The sequence below is a fragment of the Agrobacterium genomosp. 13 str. CFBP 6927 genome (assembly GCA_900012615.1).
Classification (GTDB): domain Bacteria; phylum Pseudomonadota; class Alphaproteobacteria; order Rhizobiales; family Rhizobiaceae; genus Agrobacterium.
In genome coordinates this window covers 751,986-774,861 of the sequence record LT009757.1, presented here as the reverse complement: position 1 = coordinate 774,861, position 22,876 = coordinate 751,986, and the positions used below count along the sequence as shown (strand labels likewise).

The 22,876-nt window shown below is 57.8% G+C and carries 28 protein-coding genes; 26 read left to right on the top strand and 2 right to left on the bottom strand.

What is annotated here, in order from left to right; all coding sequences use genetic code 11:
* The first annotated feature begins 200 nt into the window (after positions 1-200).
* The 17 genes from AGR13A_RS17870 to AGR13A_RS17790 all read left to right on the top strand — a co-directional run bounded on the left by AGR13A_RS17870 (position 201) and on the right by AGR13A_RS17790 (position 14,169).
* Positions 201-731: a hypothetical protein gene (locus AGR13A_RS17870; RefSeq protein WP_308400298.1), complete on the top strand. Its 531-nt coding sequence runs from the start codon at positions 201-203 to the stop codon at positions 729-731.
* Positions 728-2,713: a terminase gpA endonuclease subunit gene (locus AGR13A_RS17865; RefSeq protein WP_080838200.1), complete on the top strand. Its 1,986-nt coding sequence runs from the start codon at positions 728-730 to the stop codon at positions 2,711-2,713. The genes AGR13A_RS17870 and AGR13A_RS17865 overlap by 4 nt, the downstream gene beginning before the upstream one ends.
* The gene (locus AGR13A_RS17860; protein ID WP_080840292.1) at positions 2,710-4,317 is read left to right on the top strand and encodes a phage portal protein; all 1,608 of its coding nucleotides are present in this window, start codon (positions 2,710-2,712) and stop codon (positions 4,315-4,317) included. Before AGR13A_RS17865 ends, AGR13A_RS17860 begins: the two co-directional genes overlap by 4 nt.
* Complete coding sequence (locus AGR13A_RS17855) at positions 4,314-4,580, top strand: hypothetical protein (RefSeq protein ID WP_080838196.1); 267 nt, start codon at positions 4,314-4,316, stop codon at positions 4,578-4,580. Before AGR13A_RS17860 ends, AGR13A_RS17855 begins: the two co-directional genes overlap by 4 nt.
* 14 nt (positions 4,581-4,594) lie before the next feature.
* Positions 4,595-5,515 carry a S49 family peptidase gene (locus tag AGR13A_RS17850; RefSeq protein ID WP_080838193.1) on the top strand — a complete coding sequence of 307 codons (921 nt, stop codon included), beginning with the start codon at positions 4,595-4,597 and terminating at the stop codon, positions 5,513-5,515.
* 155 nt (positions 5,516-5,670) lie between these two features.
* A complete protein-coding gene (locus AGR13A_RS17845) occupies positions 5,671-6,105 on the top strand; it encodes a hypothetical protein (RefSeq protein ID WP_167377582.1) in 435 nt (144 codons plus the stop codon).
* Positions 6,106-6,120: 15 nt separating this feature from the next.
* A complete protein-coding gene (locus tag AGR13A_RS17840; protein WP_121490350.1) occupies positions 6,121-6,492 on the top strand; it encodes a head decoration protein in 372 nt (123 codons plus the stop codon).
* 13 nt (positions 6,493-6,505) lie between these two features.
* On the top strand, positions 6,506-7,516 hold the full coding sequence (locus AGR13A_RS17835) for a major capsid protein (protein ID WP_080838182.1): 1,011 nt from the start codon (positions 6,506-6,508) through the stop codon (positions 7,514-7,516).
* A 41-nt stretch (positions 7,517-7,557) separates the two neighbouring features.
* Positions 7,558-8,016: a hypothetical protein gene (locus AGR13A_RS17830; RefSeq protein ID WP_080838179.1), complete on the top strand. Its 459-nt coding sequence runs from the start codon at positions 7,558-7,560 to the stop codon at positions 8,014-8,016.
* A 5-nt stretch (positions 8,017-8,021) separates the two neighbouring features.
* The gene (locus AGR13A_RS17825; protein ID WP_080838176.1) at positions 8,022-8,423 is read left to right on the top strand and encodes a hypothetical protein; all 402 of its coding nucleotides are present in this window, start codon (positions 8,022-8,024) and stop codon (positions 8,421-8,423) included.
* Positions 8,410-9,138, top strand: coding sequence for a hypothetical protein (locus AGR13A_RS17820; protein WP_080838173.1), 729 nt, complete (start codon positions 8,410-8,412; stop codon positions 9,136-9,138). The genes AGR13A_RS17825 and AGR13A_RS17820 overlap by 14 nt, the downstream gene beginning before the upstream one ends.
* A 13-nt stretch (positions 9,139-9,151) precedes the next feature.
* Complete coding sequence (locus AGR13A_RS17815) at positions 9,152-9,334, top strand: hypothetical protein (protein WP_080838170.1); 183 nt, start codon at positions 9,152-9,154, stop codon at positions 9,332-9,334.
* A gap of 4 nt (positions 9,335-9,338) precedes the next feature.
* Positions 9,339-10,817 carry a hypothetical protein gene (locus tag AGR13A_RS17810; protein WP_080838168.1) on the top strand — a complete coding sequence of 493 codons (1,479 nt, stop codon included), beginning with the start codon at positions 9,339-9,341 and terminating at the stop codon, positions 10,815-10,817.
* Positions 10,818-10,865: 48 nt separating this feature from the next.
* Positions 10,866-11,237, top strand: a complete 372-nt coding sequence (locus tag AGR13A_RS17805; protein ID WP_080838165.1) for a phage tail tube protein — start codon at positions 10,866-10,868, stop codon at positions 11,235-11,237.
* Between the two features lie 9 nt (positions 11,238-11,246).
* A complete protein-coding gene (locus tag AGR13A_RS17800) occupies positions 11,247-11,567 on the top strand; it encodes a hypothetical protein (protein WP_080838161.1) in 321 nt (106 codons plus the stop codon).
* 112 nt (positions 11,568-11,679) lie between these two features.
* Positions 11,680-12,234, top strand: a complete 555-nt coding sequence (locus AGR13A_RS17795) for a hypothetical protein (protein ID WP_139786090.1) — start codon at positions 11,680-11,682, stop codon at positions 12,232-12,234.
* 9 nt (positions 12,235-12,243) lie between these two features.
* On the top strand, positions 12,244-14,169 hold the full coding sequence (locus tag AGR13A_RS17790; protein ID WP_080838155.1) for a phage tail tape measure protein: 1,926 nt from the start codon (positions 12,244-12,246) through the stop codon (positions 14,167-14,169).
* On the opposite strand, the gene AGR13A_RS17785 is transcribed toward AGR13A_RS17790, so the two are convergent.
* Positions 14,170-14,535 (bottom strand): hypothetical protein, encoded by a 366-nt coding sequence (locus AGR13A_RS17785; RefSeq protein WP_080838152.1) that lies wholly within the window; start codon positions 14,533-14,535, stop codon positions 14,170-14,172.
* Positions 14,536-14,615: 80 nt separating this feature from the next.
* Here AGR13A_RS17785 and AGR13A_RS17780 point away from each other — a divergent pair, with 80 nt between their 5' ends.
* From AGR13A_RS17780 to AGR13A_RS17740, 9 genes are read left to right on the top strand one after another with little or no spacing between them, the layout of a single operon-like run.
* Entirely contained in the window at positions 14,616-15,074 is a 459-nt protein-coding gene (locus AGR13A_RS17780; RefSeq protein ID WP_080838150.1) for a DNA circularization N-terminal domain-containing protein, read from the top strand.
* Complete coding sequence (locus tag AGR13A_RS17775) at positions 15,074-15,697, top strand: hypothetical protein (protein ID WP_080838147.1); 624 nt, start codon at positions 15,074-15,076, stop codon at positions 15,695-15,697. The genes AGR13A_RS17780 and AGR13A_RS17775 overlap by 1 nt, the downstream gene beginning before the upstream one ends.
* Complete coding sequence (locus AGR13A_RS17770) at positions 15,697-16,761, top strand: phage baseplate assembly protein (RefSeq protein ID WP_080838145.1); 1,065 nt, start codon at positions 15,697-15,699, stop codon at positions 16,759-16,761. Before AGR13A_RS17775 ends, AGR13A_RS17770 begins: the two co-directional genes overlap by 1 nt.
* Positions 16,758-17,246, top strand: a complete 489-nt coding sequence (locus AGR13A_RS17765; protein WP_080838141.1) for a phage baseplate assembly protein domain-containing protein — start codon at positions 16,758-16,760, stop codon at positions 17,244-17,246. Before AGR13A_RS17770 ends, AGR13A_RS17765 begins: the two co-directional genes overlap by 4 nt.
* A gap of 10 nt (positions 17,247-17,256) precedes the next feature.
* On the top strand, positions 17,257-17,793 hold the full coding sequence (locus AGR13A_RS17760; RefSeq protein ID WP_080838138.1) for a phage GP46 family protein: 537 nt from the start codon (positions 17,257-17,259) through the stop codon (positions 17,791-17,793).
* Positions 17,765-18,850 carry a baseplate J/gp47 family protein gene (locus AGR13A_RS17755; protein ID WP_080838135.1) on the top strand — a complete coding sequence of 362 codons (1,086 nt, stop codon included), beginning with the start codon at positions 17,765-17,767 and terminating at the stop codon, positions 18,848-18,850. The genes AGR13A_RS17760 and AGR13A_RS17755 overlap by 29 nt, the downstream gene beginning before the upstream one ends.
* Entirely contained in the window at positions 18,840-19,544 is a 705-nt protein-coding gene (locus AGR13A_RS17750; protein ID WP_080838133.1) for a putative phage tail protein, read from the top strand. Before AGR13A_RS17755 ends, AGR13A_RS17750 begins: the two co-directional genes overlap by 11 nt.
* Before the next feature lie 12 nt (positions 19,545-19,556).
* Positions 19,557-20,411 (top strand): hypothetical protein, encoded by an 855-nt coding sequence (locus AGR13A_RS17745; protein WP_080838131.1) that lies wholly within the window; start codon positions 19,557-19,559, stop codon positions 20,409-20,411.
* Positions 20,412-20,438: 27 nt separating this feature from the next.
* Complete coding sequence (locus tag AGR13A_RS17740) at positions 20,439-20,978, top strand: DUF4376 domain-containing protein (RefSeq protein WP_080838129.1); 540 nt, start codon at positions 20,439-20,441, stop codon at positions 20,976-20,978.
* Between the two features lie 6 nt (positions 20,979-20,984).
* On the opposite strand, the gene AGR13A_RS17735 is transcribed toward AGR13A_RS17740, so the two are convergent.
* The gene (locus AGR13A_RS17735) at positions 20,985-22,865 is read right to left on the bottom strand and encodes an acyltransferase family protein (RefSeq protein ID WP_167377581.1); all 1,881 of its coding nucleotides are present in this window, start codon (positions 22,863-22,865) and stop codon (positions 20,985-20,987) included.
* Positions 22,866-22,876 lie beyond the last annotated feature (11 nt).

Genomic DNA, 22,876 nt, shown 5'->3' with positions numbered 1-22,876 from the left:
GACCGTACCGGGATTTCTCCCCCTGCGGGCCGGGACGACCCCGAAAAGCCGCCAGTCAAACAGTTGAAAAAATTGGGTTAACGTGGTTAACGGCGTTAACGCATGGGTTAACGAACGGGTTAACGATGAGCGATGTGATGTGGTCCATCGCGCAGATTGCTGCGCGGGACGGTGTTTCGAAGGCTGCCGTTTCCAAAACTGTGAAAAAGCTGGCGGAAGATCGAGCGGATACGCCGATCGAGCGCGGTTCGCAGGGTCAGGTGGTAGCGGTATCTCTGGCCCACTATGATCACTATCGTCAGCGGCATGTGAACCCTGCCAAGGCAACGGCGCCGCTTCGGTCTCCAGATGGTCGACCGGACGGCAAGTCTCCGCCAGAGCTTCCGTTCCGCGATGAGAACAGTTTTGACGAAGCGCGCCGACAGTCGGAATGGCTGAAGGTCGGGCGCGAAAAGATTCGACATCAGGAGGATTGCGGAGCCCTTATCCGCAAAGACAAAACTGACCAGGCGGTCGCGATGATCGGCGGAGAAATCCAGTCCATCGTTAAGCGCCTTCCCAATCGGGCCGATACAATCGCCTTGGCCGTTTCGAAAGAAGGGGTTCACGGCGTCCGCGTTCTTCTTCGGCAGATCGCGATCGATATTTGCAATGACATCGCCGACAAGCTGGAAGCTTTGGCGGAGGCCGCCCCCGAGAGCGACCCGCTGATTGAGGATGAAGACGCATGACCGTGCATCCTGGGGCCTTTCGTGTTGTTTCGTCGGCTTTGGCGCGAACAGTCCGCAGCGAGCTTCCAGTCCCTTTTGATATTTATCTTCCCCAGAACATCGTTCTCGTGGATGGTCCGAAGAAGGGAGATTTATGGTCGGCCGAAGACGCGCCATATCTTGTCGAGATTGCGCAATGCCTCAGCCTTGAGCATCCGTGCACGGAGGTGACGGTTCGAAAATCACAACAGACCGGTGTCTCAATTCTGGCGTTGGCGTGGATGCTCTATATTGCGGAGACCTGCCCGGATAACTCGATTTACGGCGTTCCTGGTCTGGATACGCTGCAGGACATCAACTCCGGCAAGCTTCAGCCGCTTATTGATGCATGGCAGAAACATACCGGGAAACAGATCATTATGCCAACGACCAGCCGGTCCGGCGTAGGGTCGACGACTTACGAGAAGAAGTTTCCCGGCGGCTCGCTGTACCTGGCGAACGCCAATACCGTTATGGACCTTTCGGCCAAGACGACCCGCTTCGGGGTGAAGGACGAGGTATCGAAATGGCAGACGCTTCCTAACGGCGCGGATCCGGAAAACCTGTTCTTCGGTCGCTTCACGGCGTTTCGTCGGCAGAAAACCTACAAGATATTCGGGCTTTCGACACCGGAACTCGATAGCGGCGACGCGCTTGGCGAGGGTCCAGGACATTGCCGGATTGACCGTGATTTCCGTCGGTCCGACCAGCGTTTCTGGTACATCCGGTGCCCTGAGTGCGGTACCGAGCAGGTGCAGGAAGATGCCAATCTACTGATTAATCGGGAGCATCTGCACAAGACGGTTATGCGGTGCGTGAGCTGCACGCATCATATTTCGGAAATGGAGCGTGTCCCTGCTGTGCAGCAAGGACGTTACATCCCGACGGTGACCGGTCCGGACAGGCATCCCGGCTTCCATGTGGATGCCTTCATGTCGCTCATGATGTCATACGAGGCCATCGCAGAGGACAAGATCAAGTACGAGGCCAAGGGCGAGGCGGGCGCGAAGGATTATTCCAATCTGATTTGCGCCAAGCCTTACCAGATGAAGGGGAATGCCCCCGATCATCAGCGCCTTATGGAGCGCCGGGAGGAATACCCGGCAGGCACAATTCCTGCCGGCGGATTGCTGTTCGTTGCGGGAGCAGACGTGCAGTCTTACGGCATTTACTGCGAGGGTGTTGTCTTCGCGGAGGACCGTCAGAGCTGGAATGTTTTCGCCGAGTTCTTCGAGGGGGCGACGGATAATCCGCAAGCGGGTGCGTGGCTCCTCCTCGATGAATTCTGCGAACAGGAGTTTCCCGATAGCCATGGCGTTCTGCGCAAGATCGAGGCGCTAGCCGTCGATAGCGGTTATCGGCCCACTCAGGTTCTCGAATGGTGCCGGCGGCGCCCGAATGCTTACGCGATCAAAGGCATGCCAGGACGTGGTGTCGCCGCGATCAGCCCGCCGGTGCGTAAATCGGTGAACAAGCGTGGCAAACGGAAGAGGCACGGTTCGGCTATGTCATGGCCGGTCGGCACTTGGGCGTTGAAAGCGGAGTTCTACGGAAACCTTCACAAGACTGGTTTGCGTTCGGGCGAAGCGACAGATCCACCTGGTTATTGCCATTTCCACATGGATCTCGGCGAGGAGTATTTTCAGCAGCTGACTGCGGAATATTTCAGCCAGAAGATGGTGAAGGGCAAGTTGCATGAAGAATGGATGCCTCGTCGAGAGCATAACCACTTCCTTGATTGCCGCATCTACGCGATGGCGATGGCCGAGCATCTCGGCATCTCTCGTCTAACCAAAAGCCAGTGGGCTGTGCTGCGCGCAAAGTATGAACCGGCAGTGCCTGTCGATCTCTTGTCGCCGGAAAGCCAGCAAGTAGCGGAGAGGGTATCTCCGGAGGAAGCTCCGGTCACGCCACCTGCGCCAGTAAAAAAGCCAGTCGAAAACAGGTGGGCGAAAAGAAGATGACCGAAAAGATGCGGGTACGGGTAAAGGCTGGCAGTGTTGCTGTTCCTGCCGGAAATCCGTCCCGTTATCGGGCCGGGTACCTTCGCGACACACAATCCGGCATCATAGCCTCCCGTCCTGCATCGCTGAGAGAGCATCGTGATGAAATTCGCCGTGTCTGGTGGCGGGCCGCAGCCCTTGCCATGGATATGCTGCAGAATTCTGGACGGCTGCGCGGCGCGGCGGACCAGATCCTTGCCGACACGGTTGGCGTCGAGCTGCAGTTGAACCCGCGCCCAGACCTGACAAAGTTCGGTTACGACCGTACGGAAGCGGTTGCCTGGACACGAATGGTAAAGGGGCGTTTCAAGGTATGGGCATGGAACCCGCTGGAATGTGACTTTCGTGCGAAATTCACAATCCCGCAGCAGACCGATGTTGGCTTGAGACATTGGCTTGCATTCGGGGAAAGCACGGGAATCGTGTCCTACCTGCCGGAAGCGCAAAGGTTGCCGGGAACCAGAACGGGCACAAAGTTTCTGCTCATTTCCCCGCAGAAGCTGGTTCAAGATACCAACGAGATTGAAGGGATGTACCAAGGGGTCATCCATGATGCCTATGGACGACCAACGCACTACCGGTTTCAGGAACGTCGCGACGGCATGACGACTAAAATCGACTATGCCGCACGGGATGCCGACGGACGACAGCTCGTCATGCACGCTTTCGATCCTTTCTCGTCGGACGACGTACGCGGTCTGTCGCCTCTCGCCACGACATTCAGGAAATACCTGATGGCGGAGAACACCGATGACGCCATGGCCCAGGTTCATTTTCTGCAGACGATTTACGCTGCCATCCTCAAAAGCGACAAACCGAGCGCGGAAGCATTCGAGGCTCTGGAAAGTATGAAGGACAGCGGCGCGACAGGTGTGGAGGATATCGCGTCTGATTTTGCGCAGTACTTCAAGGCTCAACTGGACCGTGCTGCGGAATCGGAAATCCGTCTCGGCGCTGGTGCGGGCGTTTCTCACCTCGCCCCGGGTGAAGATCTTGAATTCAAGTCTATTTCGACACCTGGAAAGGAGTCCCAAAGCTTCATGGCCTCGCTCCATCGTGAGACGGCGCGGGCGCTCGGCATGTCATATGGCGGATACACCTTGGATTACACCAATGCCACCTATGCCAGTACGAACATGGAAAACTCGGCTCTCTGGCCCATTGCTCAAAGACGTACCGACCGCATTGCGGCGCCGCATGTTCTGGTTCCCTACGCGGGGTGGCTGGATGAAGAAATCGGCGAGGGACGGATACCATTCAAGGGTGGGTATGATGTCTTCCGTAAATTTCGGGAGGAAATCCTTTGGGCTATCTGCCAGGGGCCATCGAAGCCGACTGCCGACGACGAGAAGCGCGCAAAGGCATCCAGCGAGCGTATCGCCAACGGCACGGGAACGTTGGAACGCGAATGTGCCGAACTCGGCGACGATCCCGAGGAAGTCTTTGAGAGCCGGCTCATGTGGCACGAGCGTTATGTGAACGCCGGTATGCGGAGCCCGTTTGAAAGAGGCTACGGTTCGAAGGCGGCAACTGAAACGATGCAAAAGGAAGGCGCGACCACATGAATACCGTGAAGATTGCGGGCGTTGTGGTGGATGTGGAAGACCCGTGTGCTCTCTATGCGGCGCTTGCTGCGGCGAAAGCGAAGCGTCTCGCAGGTGAGCAGATCGAAGAGAGTGAAATTCGCTCTCCCGTTATGCAGCAGCGCGTAAAGGTCGCGTCGTCCAGCATCGCTGATATCGACAGGGAACTCGTCCGCCTGCAGGCGGCCTGTCAGGCGAAGACAACCGGTTGCCGCCCGTCGCGTCGTTGGCGGCTTAAGTTTTAGGATTGAGAAAAGCCATGAGCCTGAGCTATGCCCACATCGCCCAGCAGGTGTTTAATACGCCGCTGATGTACGACTCCAGAAAAGCTGAGGCTTTTTTGCATGGACTTGGCAGCCGGATAGCGGGTGATACTGTTGTAATTTCCAACCCCGGCGACGCTGTCAGCCACGTGGCTGGAGAAAACGGAAGAACCTTGGCTGGCAAGGTGGGTAACCGCCTTGAGAGGGCCTACACGGGCGCAAATTTGCTACCATTTGATCTCTATCAAGGTGTCGCGATTATTCCGATCGAAGGCACACTTGTGCACAAAGGCGGGTGGATCGGCGCTAATTCGGGGCAGACGAGTTATCAGGGTTTACTTGCCCAGATCGCCATGGCGCGCCGAAGTCCTGATGTCAGAGGCATCGTGTTCGAGGTCGATAGCTATGGCGGGCAGGTGAATGGGGCTTTCGAGGTTGCGTCGGCTATAGCTCTTCTATCGAAGGAAAAGCCAACCATTTCGATCCTGACAGACTTCGCTTATTCCGCGGGTTATTTGCTGGCCTCGCAGGCTCGTTCTGTCGTGATGCCGGAATTTGGTGGAGCCGGTTCTATCGGCGTTATCATGTTGCATGCCGATTATTCCAAGGCGCTGGACGATTCCGGGATCAAAGTAACCATCATTCGTGCCGGAGGAAAAAAGGCAGACGGAAACCCGTACGAGCCTCTGTCTGCTGATCTGGCTGAGCGCTGGCGTGGACAGGCCGAAGTGATGCGGCAAAAATTTGCTGAAGTTGTAGGTAAAGGCCGCTCCGGCCGCATCACAAAAGCTTCCGCGCTCGCGACTGAAGCGGATATCTATGAAGCGGGGGACGCCTTGAAAATCGGCCTCATCGACGCTGTCGGTGACCCACTGGCAACCTTCGACGCCTTTGTGAAGGCTGTCCAAAGGAGATGAACGCAATGTCAAGTTTGATAGATGCCATTCGGGCGGCGGTGCTTCCCGGATCGACGGCCGACGTTCTCATGATCGAGAATGAAGGTGAAACCGGAGCGAAAGCTCCGCCTTCCGACCCGCCGCCCTTCGCGGCTCAACCCACCACTGGAGGTGACATGACTGTCCAACAGTCCCAGTCCGGCCCGGCATCCGCCGCAGCCGGCACCATCGCCGCCGTTGTCACAGCCGCTTCCAGTGGCGACAGCGGTTTCACTGCAGCCATGGGCCACATCAACACCATCGTTTCCGCTGAGGGCATCAAGGGAGACGCGGGCCGCTTGAATGCTGCAATCGAGCTTGCCACCGCTTCCCCGCAGATGACGGCGGAAGCGGTTATCGCTTTCGTGTCCGCGAATGTCCCTGCCGCACAGGCTGCATCGGCGAAAGCGGGAGAAGGAGATGCTGGCTCTGCAAAAAGCTACGAGCAGCAGCGCCTCGCGGCGGCCAATCTGGCCATGCCGGCAGGTGCGTCATCCGCCGCAAAGGCGTCACCGAAGATCAATCGCGACGCGATCTTTGCGGCGCGCCGTAACCAGACCAAGGGGGAATGATCCATGGCCACTTCCATGACTGAAACTCCGCGCGATTTGGCCGTCCTGCTTTCCGAAGCGAACGGATACCTTTCTCGCGAGGTTCTCACCATCGCATCCGGGGCTGGCAAGCTTCTTGCAGGCACCGTTCTCGGCAAGGTGACGGCGAGCAACAAATACGTTGCTTCTCCGAACGCGAGCGTCGTCGGCAAGGAGGGGGCGGAAACCGCCGTCGCTATCCTCGGATACGAAGTCGATGCGACATCAACCGACGTCAAAGCGGTCTGCATCACCAATGACGCCGAGGTGAAAAATCCGATGTTGGTGTTCGACGCCAGCGTCGACGACGCAACCAAGCGCGCTGCGAAGCTGACACAGCTTCGTGCCGTGACCATCAAGGCCCGATAAGGAGATCTGATCCATGGCCGCACCAAACGCACATACTGGCGATCCTTTCAGTCTTGAGAGCCTCACCGCCGCCGTCAACGCCGAGCCCTATCGCCCCGGTCAGATTTCCGCAGCAGCACTTTTCGAAGAAGACAGCGTTTCGACGACGAGCGTTTCGATCGAAATGCGCAACGGAAAACTCAGCCTCGTCGAGCCGAGCTCCCGCGGTGGTTCCGGTGAAACGACAGGCGACGACGATCGCAGCAAACACATCATCGGCGTCCCGCATTATCAGCGGGATGACAGCATTGCCGCTGACGAAGTGCAGAACGTTCGCGAGTTCGGCACTGAAAGCAGCCTCGAAAATCTTGAGGGTCGCGTCAACCGCAAGGCGCAGCGCCATGCGCGTGATCTGACGATGACCCTCGAGCATCAGCGAGTGGGCGCCATCAAGGGTATCGTTACATCCAAGTCCGGCGGCGTGCTCGTTGATCTCTACAACCTGTTCGGACTGGCAGTGCCGGCAGCTGTGTCGCTCGAACTGGATGTCGACAGCACGATCGTAACCAGTCTCTGGCAGGATGTGATTTACTCTCTCGAAGATTCTCTCGATGAAGCTTATGGCGGCATCAGGGTTTTCACCGGACGTGATTTTCACAAGGCACTCTGGCAGCACAAATCCGTCCGGGAAACATTCCTCTACAATTCCGGCGCAGCCGTCCTTCGCCAGGATGTTCCGGACAGCTTCGTCTGGGGCGGCGCGACGTGGGAGCGATACAAAACCGGCGCCAAGGCGACGGCGGATCTCGGTTCTCCCTATATCGCCCACAACGAGGCTCGGGTGGTGATGGAGGGTGTCCCAGACCTGTTTATCACCAGATTTGCGCCGGCCGACTATAATGAAACGGTCAACACCCCGGGCCTGCCGTTTTACAGCCGTGCGATCGAGAAGCGCAACGGTAAGGGTTACGATCTCGAAGTGCAGATGAATGCGATTTCGGTTTGCACGCGCCCCCAGACACTGCGCAGGCTGACCCTGACCTGACCGGCAGACAGTCCAGAAATATAACTCTAACAGGAAGCCTTATGGGCTTCCTGTTTTGCAGCGTCATGTTGTTTGGCGCGGTGAAACAGGAAGAGGAACTTTCCATGTCCAAGAAAACCATAACTATCGCATTCCCGCGCGGAGGGATTATTCCTGCGGCGGTGCTATCCCTCAAGGAGGACAAGGTGTGCTCTCCGCATGAGCCTGTCAAAGTCCCGACGGACTATGGCCAGCACCTTATTGATGATCGTTTTGCTGTCGCGATCACGAGCAGAACGTCTGACAGCGAGGAAAAAGCTGAAGCGGATGCGGCGGCGAAAAAGAAGGCAGAGGCAGGCGAAGCCGCAAAGAAGAAAGCCGAGGACATCGCTGCGGCTGAAAAGAAGGTCGAAAGCGCGAAGGCTGCTTTGACGGCGGCAGGGACCGATACTGTCGCTCTCGATGCGGCTCAGGTCGACCTTAAAGCTGCCGAGGCGGAACTTTTGCTCCTGAAAGCTTGATCGCAATGGTTGACTGGGAAGCCGCACGGGCCTTCACGGAAGCCGCCTGTGCGGCGACCTTCGACACGAAGCCCGGACGCCTGATCGGAAGGCGGCCGGGCGCCACCGTCAATCACTCCGAACAGGATGATCCGGCGCGCGCGCCGTTTGATTTCCTGTGTTCCGTCGATCTTGAGCCGACGGGCGACATCATCAGGCGATATCCGTCTGCTGATCCGCAATCAGGTAATGGCGTTGTTTCTTATGATGCCGTCATTACGGCGCATGTCGGATCATGGCCATGGTCGCCCAGGATGGGCGATCATATCGTGGTTGGCAACAAGACCTGGCGCGTCGAGGCCTCGCGCAAGGACGGATCAAACAGGCCAGCGTGGTTCGTTTCGGAGGTGAGGAATGTTGGCGGCTGAAGCTGTAAGGCTGGTGGCGATCGAGCTTCTGAGACCGAGCGATGTTCCGGAAGGCGGGGATTTCCCGACGTTGGCCGGCGCGCGCGTCTTTGACAGTCGCGGGCCTACCTTGACCGAGATTGATCAGGAGCGGAAATACACGCCGGTTCTTTCGGTCTACACGCAAAAAAGCAGCGTGGACGCCGCCGGTGTAGTTTCTGGTTTCGATGACACCGAAGCCACCGTATCGCTGCTCGTTATGGCGGAGCTTGCGGTCATCACCCGGGAAGGCGGCACGGACTATGTCGACGCGATGACGGCAGGCACCGATGTCGAGGCGAGACTCGTTCTCGCTGCCCTGGTGGCGCAGGTTCGGCGCCGTCTCGAATTCAGCGCGGACGGAGCGCCATGGAGAAAGCTCGTCAAGCAGGTTTTGCGCGTTGACGAAGAGACCCACGCCGTTCCTGAATTCGGCCTTCGCTGGCAGCGGATTTTCTGCACCTATAACCTCGCAATCGGCGATGACGATTTCGACATGAGCCGCCCCGGCCTTCCAGAGCCGCTCGGGTCGGTTGCGGCAGCATTGCCCGACGGCAGTTACGCAAAGCAGAAGCTCGCCGAACTGGCAGCCTGTTTTGCGGCTGAAAACCCGGATCAGCTGACCATGATACATGGTGTGACGGCTGGACCCGGTGGCATCTCGCTTGAAACAGGTCGTGAAGATCTGATCCCCTGACCGGAGATTTCCAATGTCCAAGATTTATGTGGCGGCCGAAGGGTGCGCCATCCCCGGAGGCTGGCCGGAAGGTGGTCGCCCCATCGATCCGCTTTCGCGCTGGCATCGTCGCATGATCGAGACCGGTGACCTGGTCGAGAAAGAACAGGCCGAGGCAAAACCGGTCGAACCCGTAAAACCGTCCAGGAAGGATTGACCCGATGGTGAACAACATTCCCGACAATATCGTCGCACCGCTGCTCGCCTTCGATATCGAGTCCGGTGGACAGTTCTCGTCCGAACTGAACGAAATCCTGCTCGGCTTCGGCACTGCCGGCGCCGCGCTTGCCGAAGGCGAGATCGCCATCTGCAGCACCGTCAATGAGGCCCGTCGTCTCGCCGGTCGCGGTTCGATGCTGGAAAGCATGTTCATCCGTGCCCGCAAGAATGCACCCGCCCAGGTCATCTATCTTGGCCGCGTCGCCGATACCGGTACGGCGGAAGTCCGGACATTGACCGTGGGCGCCATTCCTGCGGCGGGCGGACAGGCCGTGGTTCAGATCGCAGGCGAAAGCGTATCGATCGACATCGCGGCCGGGACATCGGCGAACGATACCGCAACCGCTCTGGCGGCGGCGATCAATGCCTATTTCAATCCGCTTACAAAGAAGAGCCTGCCTTTCACGGCGACGGTGGCGACGAACGTTGTCACGCTGACGGCGCGCCACAAGGGCGCTTACGCGGGCAGGCTCGATATCTTTATTCCCATTCTGGAAGGCGGCAACGTCTTTACCAGCGCCAATCTGACGGCGGCAACGACGACGGCAGGAGCGGGCAACCCCGATCTCTCCGCAATCCTAGCGGCCATGGGCGACGATCCTTTCGAGGCGATCGTTTCCGCTTTCAGCGACGATGCTGCCGTGGCGCTGCTCGATGCGTTCGTGACATCGCGCTGGGGATATGATCAGCAGCTTTACGGCCACGCGTTCTATCCTTTCACCGGCACTGACAGCCAGGTGAATACGAAGGGTCTGGCGCGCGACACGTGGCATTTGTCACTGATCCCGATCCTTTCGGGCGGCGGCAATGGCGCCCCTGATTACGAGGCCGTCAGCGCCGTTGTGTCACGGGCGCTGCCCATGCTTGGTTCCGGCTCCGATGGCCGCGTTTCAGCAAACCAGTCTGGTCTTGTGGTCAGCGGTGTCATTGCCCCGCGTGATCGCAATTACTGGCCGGATTACCCGACGCGCAATGCATGGCTCCAGAACGGTGTTTCGGCATGGAAGGTTGACCGCAGCGGCGACGTGATCATCGACAAGATCATCACCCAGCAGCAGACGACGAACGGCGTGCCGGATACGGCCCTGCGCGATATTCAGGCGGTCTACCAGTTGACCTACGCCCTGAAATTCATCCGCGCGCAGTTGGCTTACGAACATTCCAACAAGGCCATCGCCGATGACAACCCGGCCAATCTGCCGACCCTTGTCACGGTACTCGATATCAAGGCGACGCTGGTGCATGCCTGCATCGACCTTTCGCGGCGCGGCGTTCTGGAGTTCGGCAACGATATCGCGGCGCAGATCACGGTCACCCGCAATCTCGACAATCCGAACCGGGTGGACATCGTGCTGCCGATGGATCGTGTCAACCCGCTCGACATCTTCGCCGGCCTTGCCCGCGTCTACGCTCAGCTTTGAGGCGGTCTCCGCCTCTTCCTCTTTTGATCCTTTTTGCGGAGAACACCCATGGCAGGCAATGATTTTGGCGGGCGTATGACCGCACGTCTCGCGAGCGGCTCCCTTCTGTCGTTGCGCGGCAATTTCACCGTGATGTCAGCAGGGCAATCGAATGAAGCCATCACCAACCAGGACGGCTCGACGGACCGCGTCGGTACGCCGACCGCGCCACGTGCGGAGGTGACGTTCAAGGACGCCAGCGATGTCGACTTCAATGCGTTGATGACGGCGCCACGGCAGAATTTTACTGTGCATGAGGAATTCACCGGCGTGACGCATTATTTCTTCAATGCGTTTTTCAGCGGCGAGCCGAGTGCCAATCGTCTCAACGGTGAACTATCCGGCCTCCAGATCGTCGCTGAAACCTATCGGCGCGGATAAGGGGCGGTCATGGCAGAGAGGATCATTACGCTTTCCCGGAAATATGAGTTTCTGGGAGTGCAGCCATTCTCGGAAGTTCGGCTTCGGGCGCCGACATACAAAGAAATTTACATGGACGGAATCGGCGAGCCGCGTGAGACGCACGTGGTCGCCGGCCAACCGATGGTCGTCACCCACTATGAGGCAATCGACCGCCATCTCCTGAATGTATGCCTGTCGCCATCCTATGACGCACTTTCGGTACTGGAGGCGCATGACGCGATCGAGGTAGCCGAGGCCGTCTGCGATTTTTTTATGCGGCAGCCGGGGTTGTCGACGCCGTCGACCTGATGGTGTTTCAACTCGGCTGGGACCCGATGCGGGTGCAGGAAATGACTGCCGCTGAAATCGCGCACTGGTGCAATCGTGCTGTTATTTTTGCCGAACGAAAACGGAGCCGGTCATGAGACTGGAAATGAACAGCAAGGATTTCGAGGAGTTGGAGCGGGCCTTCCGGAGGCTCCCCGGCGAAATCCGCACTAAGGCAATGCGCCGGGCGATGACGCGCGTTGCCCAGACGGCGCGATCCCGCATCGTTGCTCGCCTGGGTCCACATACTCAAATGCCGCGCGAACTGGTCGCGTCACTGACGACGGCGCATTTCAACGCCGGCGGCAACACCTCGAAGGTTGTTACTGAGTCCGGTTGGATACCTCTGCAGCGTCTTGGTGCGGTACAGAATGCGTCCGGGGTCTACGCAAAGCTTCGTGGCTCGTACCGCCATGCTTTCATCGCCGCCATGAAAAGCGGTCATGTCGGCGCGTTTCGCCGGGTGCCCGGCACACAGATGTCGTCTGCAACCGGCAAGCGCGAGCAGATCCGCGAATTGTTTGCGGCGAACCCGGCGCACGCCATCACCAACAATCCGGATGTCTATCTGGATGTCCTCGCTGGCGTCATCGAAGATTATTTCTTTCCGCGCGTCGTTCATGAAATCGAACGCCTGTTACCTCGATAGGGTGTCTCTATGGCAAACCGGAAAATCCGCGCAGAGCTTGAAATCGATGGCAAGGACAGCACCAGTCCTGCTTTCCGCTCTGTTGCGACCCGTATGGGCCAGATCGAGCGCCAGATGTCGCGGTTCAACAAGACCGCCTCGGATTTTGACCGAAAGGTCGCTTCCATCAATCGCCATTCGGCAGGTATGCAGCGCGCTGCGGAAGGCTTCAACAAGGCCGGGGCGATGCTGCGGACTGGTATTGCCGGTTACGGTGCATATGAGGTCGGGCGCGCCATTGCTGGAACGGTAAAGGATTTCGCGGCGCTTGAACGTCAGATGACTCGCATCGGCATCACGGCCGATGCGTCGGCGACGCAGACGAAAGAGGCTTTCGCGCAGGCGCAGCAGATTGCAAAGGATCTGAATTACGACAGCGTGCAGCCAGCGATCGAAGCGATCGATACTCTCGTCGCGTCCGGTAAATCGCTGGATGAAGCTATGGCGTTTCTCCCGTCCGTTCTCGCCACGGCGCAGGCAACGGGTGCGGCAACTCAGGATATTGCCAATACCGGTCTCAAGGCGGCTGACGCCCTGAAGATCGAAACGAAGAACATGCAGCGCGCTTTCGATATCATGGTCATGGGCGGCAAGGCTGGCCAGTTCGAACTGAAGGATATGGCGCAGTACATTCCAGGTCTTGCCAACAGCTTCGCGACGCTCGGATACAAGGGTGAGGATGGCCTGAAAAAGCTCGTCGCCATCCTCCAGACAATCCGCGAAGACACCGGCGATGCGAGCAGTGCTGCCACCCAGGCGCAGAACATCTTCGGCAAGATGTATTCCGAAGAAACCGGGAAAAAGTTCGCGAAATTCGGTATTGATCTACGCAAGGAAATGGAGGCGGCACAGAAGGCTGGTGAAGATGCCGTTAGCGCATTCATCAGGCTCTCGCAGGAAGCGATCAAGGGTGACCTCTCAAAGCTTCCGTTGTTGTTCAGCGATCAGGAATTCCGCCTCGGCATGCAGTCTCTGATGACCAGCAGCGACAGCCTCAAGAAATTCATCGATACGATGAATTCTGCGGAAGTTGATGGAACTGTGTTCCGCGACGTGAACCGTGTATTTGCGGATACTCAGGCATCGATCGACAGGATGTCGAATAGCTGGGAAAAGCTCAAAACGTCTCTTGGGGAGAGCGTAGCTCCTGTAGTTACACCTCTTATGGATGGAGGCGTGAAGCAGATCGATCGCTACAACGCCCGCCAGCGCGGCGCAGAGAAGCGCGGCTGGGGATGGTTCCGCCGTAACCTTGGGGTGATATCCTCCACTGAGGAGATGGATCTCGCATATGAGGGCGGCTACCGCGACGAGAAGTTTCTCGGCGAATATTGGGCATCCAGGTACGGCGCCGGGAAAGATGACCCTCGTCGACCGCGTGCGTCAAACGGTCGGCAGGGAAGGCCGGTAGTCATGGCAGACTTCCCCGGTGGTGGAACTGGTGCCATACCAGTGCCACGTAACAAGCCCTCAAATCTTCCTCCGATGCGAAGCCTTCCGTCGGGCGTCCCACCGGAGCTCCGTGTTGGAGCTGTTCCTAAAGTCCCAAATTTCGGGTTCGGAAAGATATCGATGCCGTCGCAGGAGGAGTTCAAGAACGCTCTCCGTATCGATATCGATAGCCTGAAGGACTCCGGCCATGAGGCAGGGCAAAAGGTTGCCGAAGGAGGGCGCGAAGCAGGTAAGGCTGTAGAAGACAGTGCCGCGTTTCTCAAAGTGGCAGGTGTGGATGTCGGCGCTCAAATCAGCGCCGCAGCTGAAAGGTTGCTAGAGGCGGCGCGAAGCTTCAATCGTATGCAGGCGTCGGCGACATCATTACCGAGACCGTCCGTCAACGCGGATACAGGAAGGACATTTCCTCCTGAGATCAGCAAGCCCACCGGCGGTGGGTGGTGACTACGGTGATCTTGTCTCTACGATGCTTTCGATCCTGCATGTAGTTTGGACCGCAGCCTCATCGAAGCTGATAGATTCGGATGCAACTTCTTGTCGGGGCGGCACAGCGTTTGCCGCTCCGTTTGTCACTCCCAGGATCCCGTTATTCGCGTCGAAGAGCGTGCAGGCGTAGTTCGCGTTAAATGGTTTGTCTGTACGATTTTCGATCGAAACCACGACCACGTTTCGTTTTTTTGAGACTGATTTTATCTTCAGGGCTTTTATCGCCGCGCCGTCGGTAAAAGAGAAGTCCGACGGGTTTGTGTCTTGCACAAAGGCGACTGTTGGGCTGGCAATCAAAGCGGCTGCGAAAATCAATCGTTTCATGAACTGGGCTCCTCGTTGGCTGGTATTGAAACATTCGAATTAATGAATGTCGAGATTTCTAATTTTGGGGTGGTTTTCAAATGCGAGACTGGGCATCGACGCTCCGGCCAGCCAGTTTCCGTGGTGTCCGGTTCTGGGTGGACTATGAAGACCTGACTGGTGGAAAGCGATTGGCGCGGCATGAATATGCCGGTGGTCGGCGGACGCGCATGGAGGAGATGGGCCTGAAGACGCCATCCTTCAGCGTGACAGCCTATCTGCTCGGCGACACCAGCGACGTTTCTGCGACCCTGCTTTCGACGGCCTGCACGGCTGCGGGGCCGGGCCGACTGGTTTTGCCGATCGATGCCGGTCAGTTGGCCTATATCGAGGATTTTCACCGCTCGCGTGAACGGGATCGTCGCGGATACATCGCATTCGATTTCGTCGCCATACCGGCATCTGGCGAAATCCTGACGCTGCTCGGCATTGTGGATGTTGATACCGCCTTCCTCGGTCTGGTTTCTGATGCCGCTTCTGCGTTCGGGAGGTTGTTCTGATGTCTGCTGATAAACAGGCCATATGTGATTGGCTCGGCAGTCTCGGCGCAACGTTGGTGACTGACGCGCTTGACGCTGACGACATGGCATCGCGGCTGGATGCCGCGCCTGCTTTGGACGCTGATGCGTTTGCGCTGGAAAGCCTTTCGTTGATGCGGGTGATCGCCGAGAGCGTGAATTCACCTTCCGGTTTTGACACGTTGCGCATCGCGCAGTTTGAAGCGGCCGAAACCGCCAATGCCGCCGCAGTGCTTCTTGCGGTCGGGCTTGCCGTTGCCGGTGGGCGGGCGGACTGGATTTCCCGGCCGCAGGCACGGGCCGGACGCGACCGGATAGCCTCGGCGGGTGATGCTGCGCTGGCGGTCGTTTCGACAATGGGTGCGGATGGTGTCGACCTTTACCTCTGGCTTTCTCGTCTGGTTAGTATCGCTGTGCGTCTGGTGTCGGATCAGGCGGCGGATGCGGTTCCAGTGGTGAGGGTCGAGACCGGCATATCGCTGCCTTCGACGTTCCTGGCATACCAGCTTTACGGTGACGCCGGCAGGGCCGAAAACCTTGTCGAGATTGCCGGCGTTTCCACCCCGATGCTCATGCCATCGGCCTTCAATGCATTGGAGAAATAATGCAGGCGCTTTCGACCGGACCTTTTGAGACGGTTGTGTGTGAGGGGCTGCCGCCGATCATCCGCATCAATATCAAGGTGTCGGCGGAGGAGGCGGCGCGAAGCGCCCAGGCTGATTTCGTCATCACTGGCAGCGGTTTGCCAGTCGCGCCGGGTGATATGGTCAAGATCACCGCAAGCGGCGATCTGATGCTGACAGGATATGTTCGCGATGTTGACACGGGTTACGATGAAGAGAGCAGGGCGCTTTCTTGCGGGATGGTTTCGCGTACCGTTGACTATATCGAATGCTCTGCTGAGCACCCGAGTGGTGAAATTCTCGACAAAAGCCTTGCAGATATTGCCCGCGAACTCGACAGCCACGGAATCGGTATCGAGACAGACGGAAGCGATCTTCCGAAAGAGGCTCGCCATAAACTCATGGTGGGGGAGAGCGCCTTTTCCAGCATCGAGCGGCGCTCGCGCGGCCGGGGTGCTCTGATCCACGATACGCCGGAAGGCCGGATCAAGATTGCCACGAAGCCCGCAGGCAAGCACGCGGGGAAACTGCAAAAGGGCGTGAACATCCTTCCGGGATCACGCGCCAGTTTTACCGAAAAGGGCCGCTACAGCGATGTGAAGGTGCGCGGTCAGGCGACCGAGGGTACCGACAAACAGCAGCTGCGCGGCCAGTCGTCAGCAAAAGACAGTGGCGTTAGACGGAAGCGCACCCTGATTATCCCGCACGAGGGTGAAACTTCGACAGGTCGCCTGAAAAAACGGGCGGCGTATCACGTTCGCCGAACCGCCGGGAACGGCACCACGGCAAACATCATCGTCAGCGGATGGCGCGACGAAGCCGGCAAACTCTGGCAGCCCAATTATCTCGTCTATGTCGAAGATGACTGGCTGGGCCTTGAGGGCTGGATGGTCATCAAGGATATCGACTTCGAACAGGGCGAGATGACGAAGGCGACATTGTCGCTCGCGGATCCTCGCGCACTTGGCGGAGAAAATCCGCGTGGCAAGACGGCGTCAGGCTATTCCGCTGCGGCGGTCAATGAAGGGGACTTTGAGGACGAATGAGCGGTTTCGTGCGTTTCGACTTCGATGGTCGTCTTGAGGAAAAGGGCGGGCAGCAATTTGTTTCCGGGCGCGGAATGTATGGCGACGGCTATACCCGCATCCATCGCCCGGAACCCCATGGCTTCATCTCGTCTCCGCCTGCGGGGTCGAAAGGCCTGTTGCTGCCGTCGCCAAACAATCCGGATTTTGCCGTCGTTCTTGGAGTTGAACATCCCGGCCATCGGCCTGCCGACATACCGGGTGGCGGCTCGGCGCTTTACGATGCCTCCGGCAATATCATCAAGGTTGTCATGGGTGACGGCATCGTGGTGGACGTCACCGGGACGGCATTCCAGATCCGCAAGGGTGGCGTGACGCTCACTGTTTCCGCCGCCGGCGTTGATATTCAGGGCGGGTCCGTCAGGCACAACGGCAAGGATATCGGCGATACACACCGCCACACCGGCGTGGTTCCGGGCGGCGGCCAAACGGGCGTACCCGTATAGGATAATCCATATGCTTCGCATCATACCTCTTGACGAGGCGGACGAAACCTATCGTTCGCCCGATCTCGGCTGGGATGGCCTTGTCGGCGATCTGCTGCTGAACGATTTCAGTCACGCGACGGCTCCCGGAGATTTCCGGGCGGAACAGGGGCTGGCAACGCACGTGCTTATCCTGCTGATGACGGATCGCCGCGTCGAGGATAGCGAACTGCGCGACGGCGAGCAGAACCGTGGCTGGCTGGGTGACAGCTTCGATCGCCTCGATGGCGAGGATGTCCTTGGTTCGCGGTTGTGGCTGCTGACGCGCCGGTCGATCTATGACGGCATCGAGGTGGATGCGCAGGACTATGCGCGCGAAGCGCTGGAGCCGCTCGTGACGCAGGGTGCCGTTGCCAGCGTCGATGCCATCGCCACGGCGAACCGCGCCGAAAACCGCCTCGATCTCGACATTGCGCTTTATGGGCGCAACGGCGAGGCGGTGTTCAATCAGAAATTCGGACTGTTATGGAGACAGATAGATGGCGTGGAATATCCGCTCGCTGGATGATGCCTCGGCTGCCGTGCGTGGTGCCTTCCGGCGATATATGCCCGGCACGGATACCGCCCTTAAAAACAATTTCGTGACGATCGTCGCCAAGGTTCTGGCGGCCATCTCCTACGAATTCGAACTGCGCATGGGATGGCTCTCGAAGCAGATATTGCTTTCGACCTCGACCAATCTGGCATGGATCAAGCTGCATGCCGCCGAGGTGGGAATATACCAGCGGGTGGCCACGGCTGCGAGCGGAGAGATAGCGGGAACGGGCGCGGCTTTAACCACCTATCCGTCCAGCATTCGTTTCGTTTCCGGCAATGTGACCTATGTCTCCAGGATACCCATCACGTCAGCCGCCGATGGCAGCATGACGATACCTGTTGTGGCAGAAGTTCTAGGCTCGACTGGAAACCGTGCGAGCGCGGGCATCCTGTCGCTTGGGGATCCGGGTCTTTATCCAAGTCTGGGAACCATGTGGGTTGTCGATGATGACGGCCTTGGCGGCGGTGCGGATTCGGAAGACGCCGATAGCCTGAAGGATCGGGCCTTGCAGCGCAAGCGCAACCCTCCTGGCGGTGGCACACTGACGGACTATGAGCGCATCGTGATGGGCGTTTCCGGGGTGTTGAAGGCATGGGCTTTCCGGGTCCCCAACTCTCCCGGCGGTGTCGTGGTTCATTTCCTGTTCAACGGTCGACCGGACAATATTCCGATCGCATCCGATGTGGAGGCGGTGCAGGCGGTTATCGATGCGCAGCGCTTAATCCGTGTGGATGACAGCGTTGCCACGGCGCCAGTGCCCCGGCCGGTCGACGTTACAATCACCGGGCTTTCAGGCGATACCGCCGAAATCCGTGCGGCGATCAAAAGCGGCATAACCGCCATGTATCTTGCAAGGTGCCGCCCCGGGCTCACGGGTGACAGCTTCACCGTCTCGCGAAGTTGGTATTCGGAAGTTATTTCTTCAGTGACCGGGGAGGAGCGGCACACGCTCGTCGAGCCTGTTGGGGATATCGTGCTGACGGGCGGACAGTTTCCCATAAACGGGGAGTTCGACTTTGGCTCGTGATCCCGGACTGAACACCGTAACGACAACGGCCAGCGCCGGCGCGCCGACAGGTGGCGTGCCGGCTGCATGGGACAATCTGTCATCACCATCCAATGATGACCTTATCGGCGGGGCGGTCTCGCTCTGGCCACCGGGTGCTGCCTTCGGGACGCCTGATGGGCAGGCGATGTCCCTCTCCAGCCTGCTCGCAAATTTTACCAGGGTGCTGATTTCCCCCTGGGAATGGCTCTATGCGCGCGCATACAAGCTCACCACCGAAAGCACCGTCTTTGGTGTAGACGAGATGCTGGGCGACTGGGAGGTCGAATACGGTCTTCCCGACGCCTGCGGCGCGGAAGATGAGAGTATTGCGGGAAGGCTGCGCGCACTTGAAGCCAAGCTGATGGCGGTCGCCATCATCACGCCGTCGGACTTCATCCGTCTGGCGGCTTCTTTCGGTTTCACCATCACCATCGAAGAGCCTGCCATCTTCGAATGCGGGTTTTCGGAATGTGGTGGCGAACACACCGTCGGCGATGTCAGGCAGGAGGTTTACTGGCGGGTGACGGTCACAGGCCTTGCCGTCGATTACTTCCGTTGCGGTGAAAGCGAATGCGGCTTCGATCCGCTCTTTTCCTTTGGTGAGGCAGAGCGATTGCTTTGCCTCCTGCGTCAACATTCGCCCGCTTGGGCAATTCCTGTTTTGGCCAGTTGATCGGAACCATCTATGAAGTATCATCCTCCTTACGGATCTGTCGATCCGAATGCATCATACGTCGACAAGGATGTACCTGGCGCAGTCCGCGGATCGGCTGTCCCTGGGCTTGCGATCGAAACCCCCCAGCGTGAAATAGTCGATCTGATCCTGAAGTCCGGACTGACGCCCGCCAACGTTCTGCAACTTGCGCAAGCTATTCAATCTGGAAAGGTGAATTATGCTGTCGCTGGAGGGACGGCCACAGCGTTGACTGCCGCTCTCTCGCCGGCGCCCGAATCGTACGCGGACATTGTCGGCGCACCAATCCGCATCAATATCGCTGCGGTCTCGGGAGTTGCTCCAACGCTCAATCTGAATGGATTGGGTAATCGGCCTATCGTTTCGCAAGATGGTTACCCGTTGATCGGTGGGGAGATGCAGGGCATTACCGAACTCATCTATGATGGCGCAGCTTTTCGTGTAGTGGGATTGCGTCGGAGCCGTTCATTCGTCATGTCTGGCATTACTCAATCTGTAGCCGCGGGCGTCGTTGTTCTCACCAACTATTCTTCAAAGTCGCTGGCTCTTCCGGCATCTTCAGAGGCGTCTGGGTCAATCACAATTGGAGCCGCTGATGCGGGCATTTATGTGATAAATACCTTTTTGGTATGCTCTCCATCTGTGAATAATCTTTCCTCTCAAATTCAGGTCAATGGCGTTCGTGTTGGCGTGAATTCGGTGGAAGAGACCGGAAATTCTGAGGGAACGTCGACAACGGCCGTATTGCGCCTCAATTCGGGTGATGTGGTTCGCCACTGCGCATACACCCCCTCGGGGGCGTCGATCGTGAACGGGCGCATGTCCGGGAATCGCCTGAGCATTTGATCAACCTTTAAGAAAGAGTAGATAAAAATGTTCTCCATAGATGCAAACGATCTGCCCGCGTACCTCCATTTTCTCACTGTCTCTGAGCGTCGCGCATGCTCTTGGCACCCTATCGAAAACTGCTTCGATGGAGACGAGGATGTCATCGAAAAGATAAGGGGCGCCTCGCGTGACGAAATCGTTTTTTCCTATGCCAAGGCAGTTAAGCTCGCTTCGGTAGATGATCAGATTTCATCACGGCTTGCTGAAGGATTTCGGACGGAAGATGGGTTCCATGTCGCATTAGACGACGCCAGTAGGGCTGATATGGGAGCTATGGCGACGACCGCCCTGGCTTCGTCGAATGGCGCTATTGCGTGGCCAGAAAGTTATAGTCAGGGATGGATTACGATTGAGAATGTCCGTATTCCGATGCCCGAGCCGGCAGCTGGCCTCGCAATTGCATCTCACGTCGGAGACTACTATGCCGGTATCAGGCAGCGCGGCCGCACGTTGAAAGATGCTGTTTCAGATGCGGAGACGCAATCAGATCTGAATGCGATTGATATTGAAAGTGGATGGCCGTGAACCTGGTTAACGGATGAGCTGTTCGATGAATTTACCAACGAACATCGATGCGCCGTCGCGCGTCAGGTGGCTGTAGTCAAACTGAACCGGACCTTTGTCGGTCAGCAACGGGCACGACAGGTCGGCGTCACAAACGGATCTCAGCACCGAAATGTATCGGCCAGATGGCTGGAAGTGGGCGGCGAGCTTATCATCAAGGGGAACGAGCTTTTCGATAAGGTCGGCCCTTTGTCCACGCTCTGCTGCGCCAGTTTGAGTACGCACCGCAACCAGGTCCGGAACGGTAACCCTGTAAGACGGTACTTGGCCTAAAACCTTAACCTCTATTCCTGCGTTCTCGAGCACTGCGACCGTTCTCTCCAGCATGCCCGGTAACTTTGGTAGCACGTCGTCGGGTAACAGTGTCCATGCAGCAGCCAAAACAACGGTTTTCGGCGGTTGAGATACCAGTTTATTGATCACCGCATCGTTGAAGTCTTTGCAATTCGGCCGATCAGGAACTGTTAAACCAATCACGGGAGGGCACGCGCTCGCTGTGGCTTGGCCGACGCCACCGGGGATGTCTTCGTTAAGAGCTTGGTAAAAATGAGCAGCGTGGCTGTCTCCCCACAACACAACGGCGTGGTCACCGATGCATGCCTCGCCGCTAAATTCGGAGGCGGGTTGCTTAGGGTCTAGAAAACAGGATCCTTCTCGAAACACGGGTGCATAATCATAGTTCTTCATTGCGACAGCCGCATTCACGGACGCCGGAAAGCGTTGGGGAAAGCCTGCGTTGAAGATCACAATGGCAGCGATGACTGAAATTCCGACACTGCCGGCTACGCCAAAGCCTATCCCGGTTGTCGGGTTTGGCTTCCAGCGGCGGCTTGGTTTTTCCACGACCCACCATGTCGCGGTGGCAAGAAGAATGCTGGCAATGACCAGCGCGAACCTGACAGAGTGAGGTATGTTCCACTCATACCTGATGCCAGCGAACACCAGAACAGGCCAATGCCAAAGGTAGAGCGAGTAAGATATTTTCCCGAGGAATACAGGATATCTTGTCGATAGCACTTTCGGCCCAGATAGCTCCGGTAGCCGCGGCCATATTACCAGTGCTGCACCCAGACAAGGCAGAAGCGCGAGAGCTCCGGGGAATGGCATGCTGGAGTTGAAAACGATTATTGAGGCCGCCACCATTGTAAGCCCGACTACAGGAGCTACGCGCCCGTATACGCCGTTCAAGGTTGGAGCAAATACTAGCATGGCGCCCAAAGCCAACTCCCATGCGCGAGTCGGCATGAGATAGAAGGCCAGCGATTGATCCACTTTCGTAAGGTGAACTGATGCAGCGAGGCTCGCCAAGAAAATTACCGAGAGAATGACAGTCGTTACCGCTTTGGCGTTGCGGCCTGTCCATCTCCAGCCCAGCACAATGATGACCGGCCAGAAGAGATAGAACTGCTCTTCAACCGAGAGTGACCACATGTGCAGCATTGGCTGAGTTTCGGAGCTTGGGTCGAAATAGCCGCTGTGCATCAAATAGTAGAAATTGGCAGTGCCAAAGGCCGATGCGGCAACCTGCTCCGCAAGCCTGATAAATGTTTCGGGCAGCAGCGTGAAGTATCCGTAAGCGAGACTGGTGGCCAACACGACAAGCAATGCAGGAGCGATCCGGCGAAAACGACGGTCGTAGAAGCGTGAAAACGAAAAGCCGCCGCTCTGTGCCTCTTGTGCGACAATTGAGGTGATCAAGAACCCGGAAATGACGAAAAACACGTCAACTCCAACGAACCCACCTGGAAGAACCTCTGGAAAGGCGTGGTAAAGCACGACTGCCAGAACCGCCACGGCGCGGAGTCCGTCGATGTCGGCGCGGTAAGCTAGATTCATATTCATTGTCATAAGCCGCATTC

Excerpts from the sequence above, each read along its gene's own strand:
- AGR13A_RS17865 (WP_080838200.1), top strand. The coding sequence starts at position 728 with ATGACCGTGCATCCTGGGGCCTTTCGTGTTGTTTCGTCGGCTTTGGCG.
- AGR13A_RS17860 (WP_080840292.1), top strand. The coding sequence starts at position 2,710 with ATGACCGAAAAGATGCGGGTACGGGTAAAGGCTGGCAGTGTTGCTGTT.
- AGR13A_RS17855 (WP_080838196.1), top strand. The coding sequence starts at position 4,314 with ATGAATACCGTGAAGATTGCGGGCGTTGTGGTGGATGTGGAAGACCCG.
- AGR13A_RS17850 (WP_080838193.1), top strand. The coding sequence starts at position 4,595 with ATGAGCCTGAGCTATGCCCACATCGCCCAGCAGGTGTTTAATACGCCG.
- AGR13A_RS17845 (WP_167377582.1), top strand. The coding sequence starts at position 5,671 with ATGACTGTCCAACAGTCCCAGTCCGGCCCGGCATCCGCCGCAGCCGGC.
- AGR13A_RS17840 (WP_121490350.1), top strand. The coding sequence starts at position 6,121 with ATGACTGAAACTCCGCGCGATTTGGCCGTCCTGCTTTCCGAAGCGAAC.
- AGR13A_RS17835 (WP_080838182.1), top strand. The coding sequence starts at position 6,506 with ATGGCCGCACCAAACGCACATACTGGCGATCCTTTCAGTCTTGAGAGC.
- AGR13A_RS17830 (WP_080838179.1), top strand. The coding sequence starts at position 7,558 with ATGGGCTTCCTGTTTTGCAGCGTCATGTTGTTTGGCGCGGTGAAACAG.
- AGR13A_RS17825 (WP_080838176.1), top strand. The coding sequence starts at position 8,022 with ATGGTTGACTGGGAAGCCGCACGGGCCTTCACGGAAGCCGCCTGTGCG.
- AGR13A_RS17820 (WP_080838173.1), top strand. The coding sequence starts at position 8,410 with ATGTTGGCGGCTGAAGCTGTAAGGCTGGTGGCGATCGAGCTTCTGAGA.
- AGR13A_RS17815 (WP_080838170.1), top strand. The coding sequence starts at position 9,152 with ATGTCCAAGATTTATGTGGCGGCCGAAGGGTGCGCCATCCCCGGAGGC.
- AGR13A_RS17810 (WP_080838168.1), top strand. The coding sequence starts at position 9,339 with ATGGTGAACAACATTCCCGACAATATCGTCGCACCGCTGCTCGCCTTC.
- AGR13A_RS17805 (WP_080838165.1), top strand. The coding sequence starts at position 10,866 with ATGGCAGGCAATGATTTTGGCGGGCGTATGACCGCACGTCTCGCGAGC.
- AGR13A_RS17800 (WP_080838161.1), top strand. The coding sequence starts at position 11,247 with ATGGCAGAGAGGATCATTACGCTTTCCCGGAAATATGAGTTTCTGGGA.
- AGR13A_RS17795 (WP_139786090.1), top strand. The coding sequence starts at position 11,680 with ATGAGACTGGAAATGAACAGCAAGGATTTCGAGGAGTTGGAGCGGGCC.
- AGR13A_RS17790 (WP_080838155.1), top strand. The coding sequence starts at position 12,244 with ATGGCAAACCGGAAAATCCGCGCAGAGCTTGAAATCGATGGCAAGGAC.
- AGR13A_RS17785 (WP_080838152.1), bottom strand. The coding sequence starts at position 14,535 with ATGAAACGATTGATTTTCGCAGCCGCTTTGATTGCCAGCCCAACAGTC.
- AGR13A_RS17780 (WP_080838150.1), top strand. The coding sequence starts at position 14,616 with ATGCGAGACTGGGCATCGACGCTCCGGCCAGCCAGTTTCCGTGGTGTC.
- AGR13A_RS17775 (WP_080838147.1), top strand. The coding sequence starts at position 15,074 with ATGTCTGCTGATAAACAGGCCATATGTGATTGGCTCGGCAGTCTCGGC.
- AGR13A_RS17770 (WP_080838145.1), top strand. The coding sequence starts at position 15,697 with ATGCAGGCGCTTTCGACCGGACCTTTTGAGACGGTTGTGTGTGAGGGG.
- AGR13A_RS17765 (WP_080838141.1), top strand. The coding sequence starts at position 16,758 with ATGAGCGGTTTCGTGCGTTTCGACTTCGATGGTCGTCTTGAGGAAAAG.
- AGR13A_RS17760 (WP_080838138.1), top strand. The coding sequence starts at position 17,257 with ATGCTTCGCATCATACCTCTTGACGAGGCGGACGAAACCTATCGTTCG.
- AGR13A_RS17755 (WP_080838135.1), top strand. The coding sequence starts at position 17,765 with ATGGCGTGGAATATCCGCTCGCTGGATGATGCCTCGGCTGCCGTGCGT.
- AGR13A_RS17745 (WP_080838131.1), top strand. The coding sequence starts at position 19,557 with ATGAAGTATCATCCTCCTTACGGATCTGTCGATCCGAATGCATCATAC.
- AGR13A_RS17740 (WP_080838129.1), top strand. The coding sequence starts at position 20,439 with ATGTTCTCCATAGATGCAAACGATCTGCCCGCGTACCTCCATTTTCTC.
- AGR13A_RS17735 (WP_167377581.1), bottom strand. The coding sequence starts at position 22,865 with ATGACAATGAATATGAATCTAGCTTACCGCGCCGACATCGACGGACTC.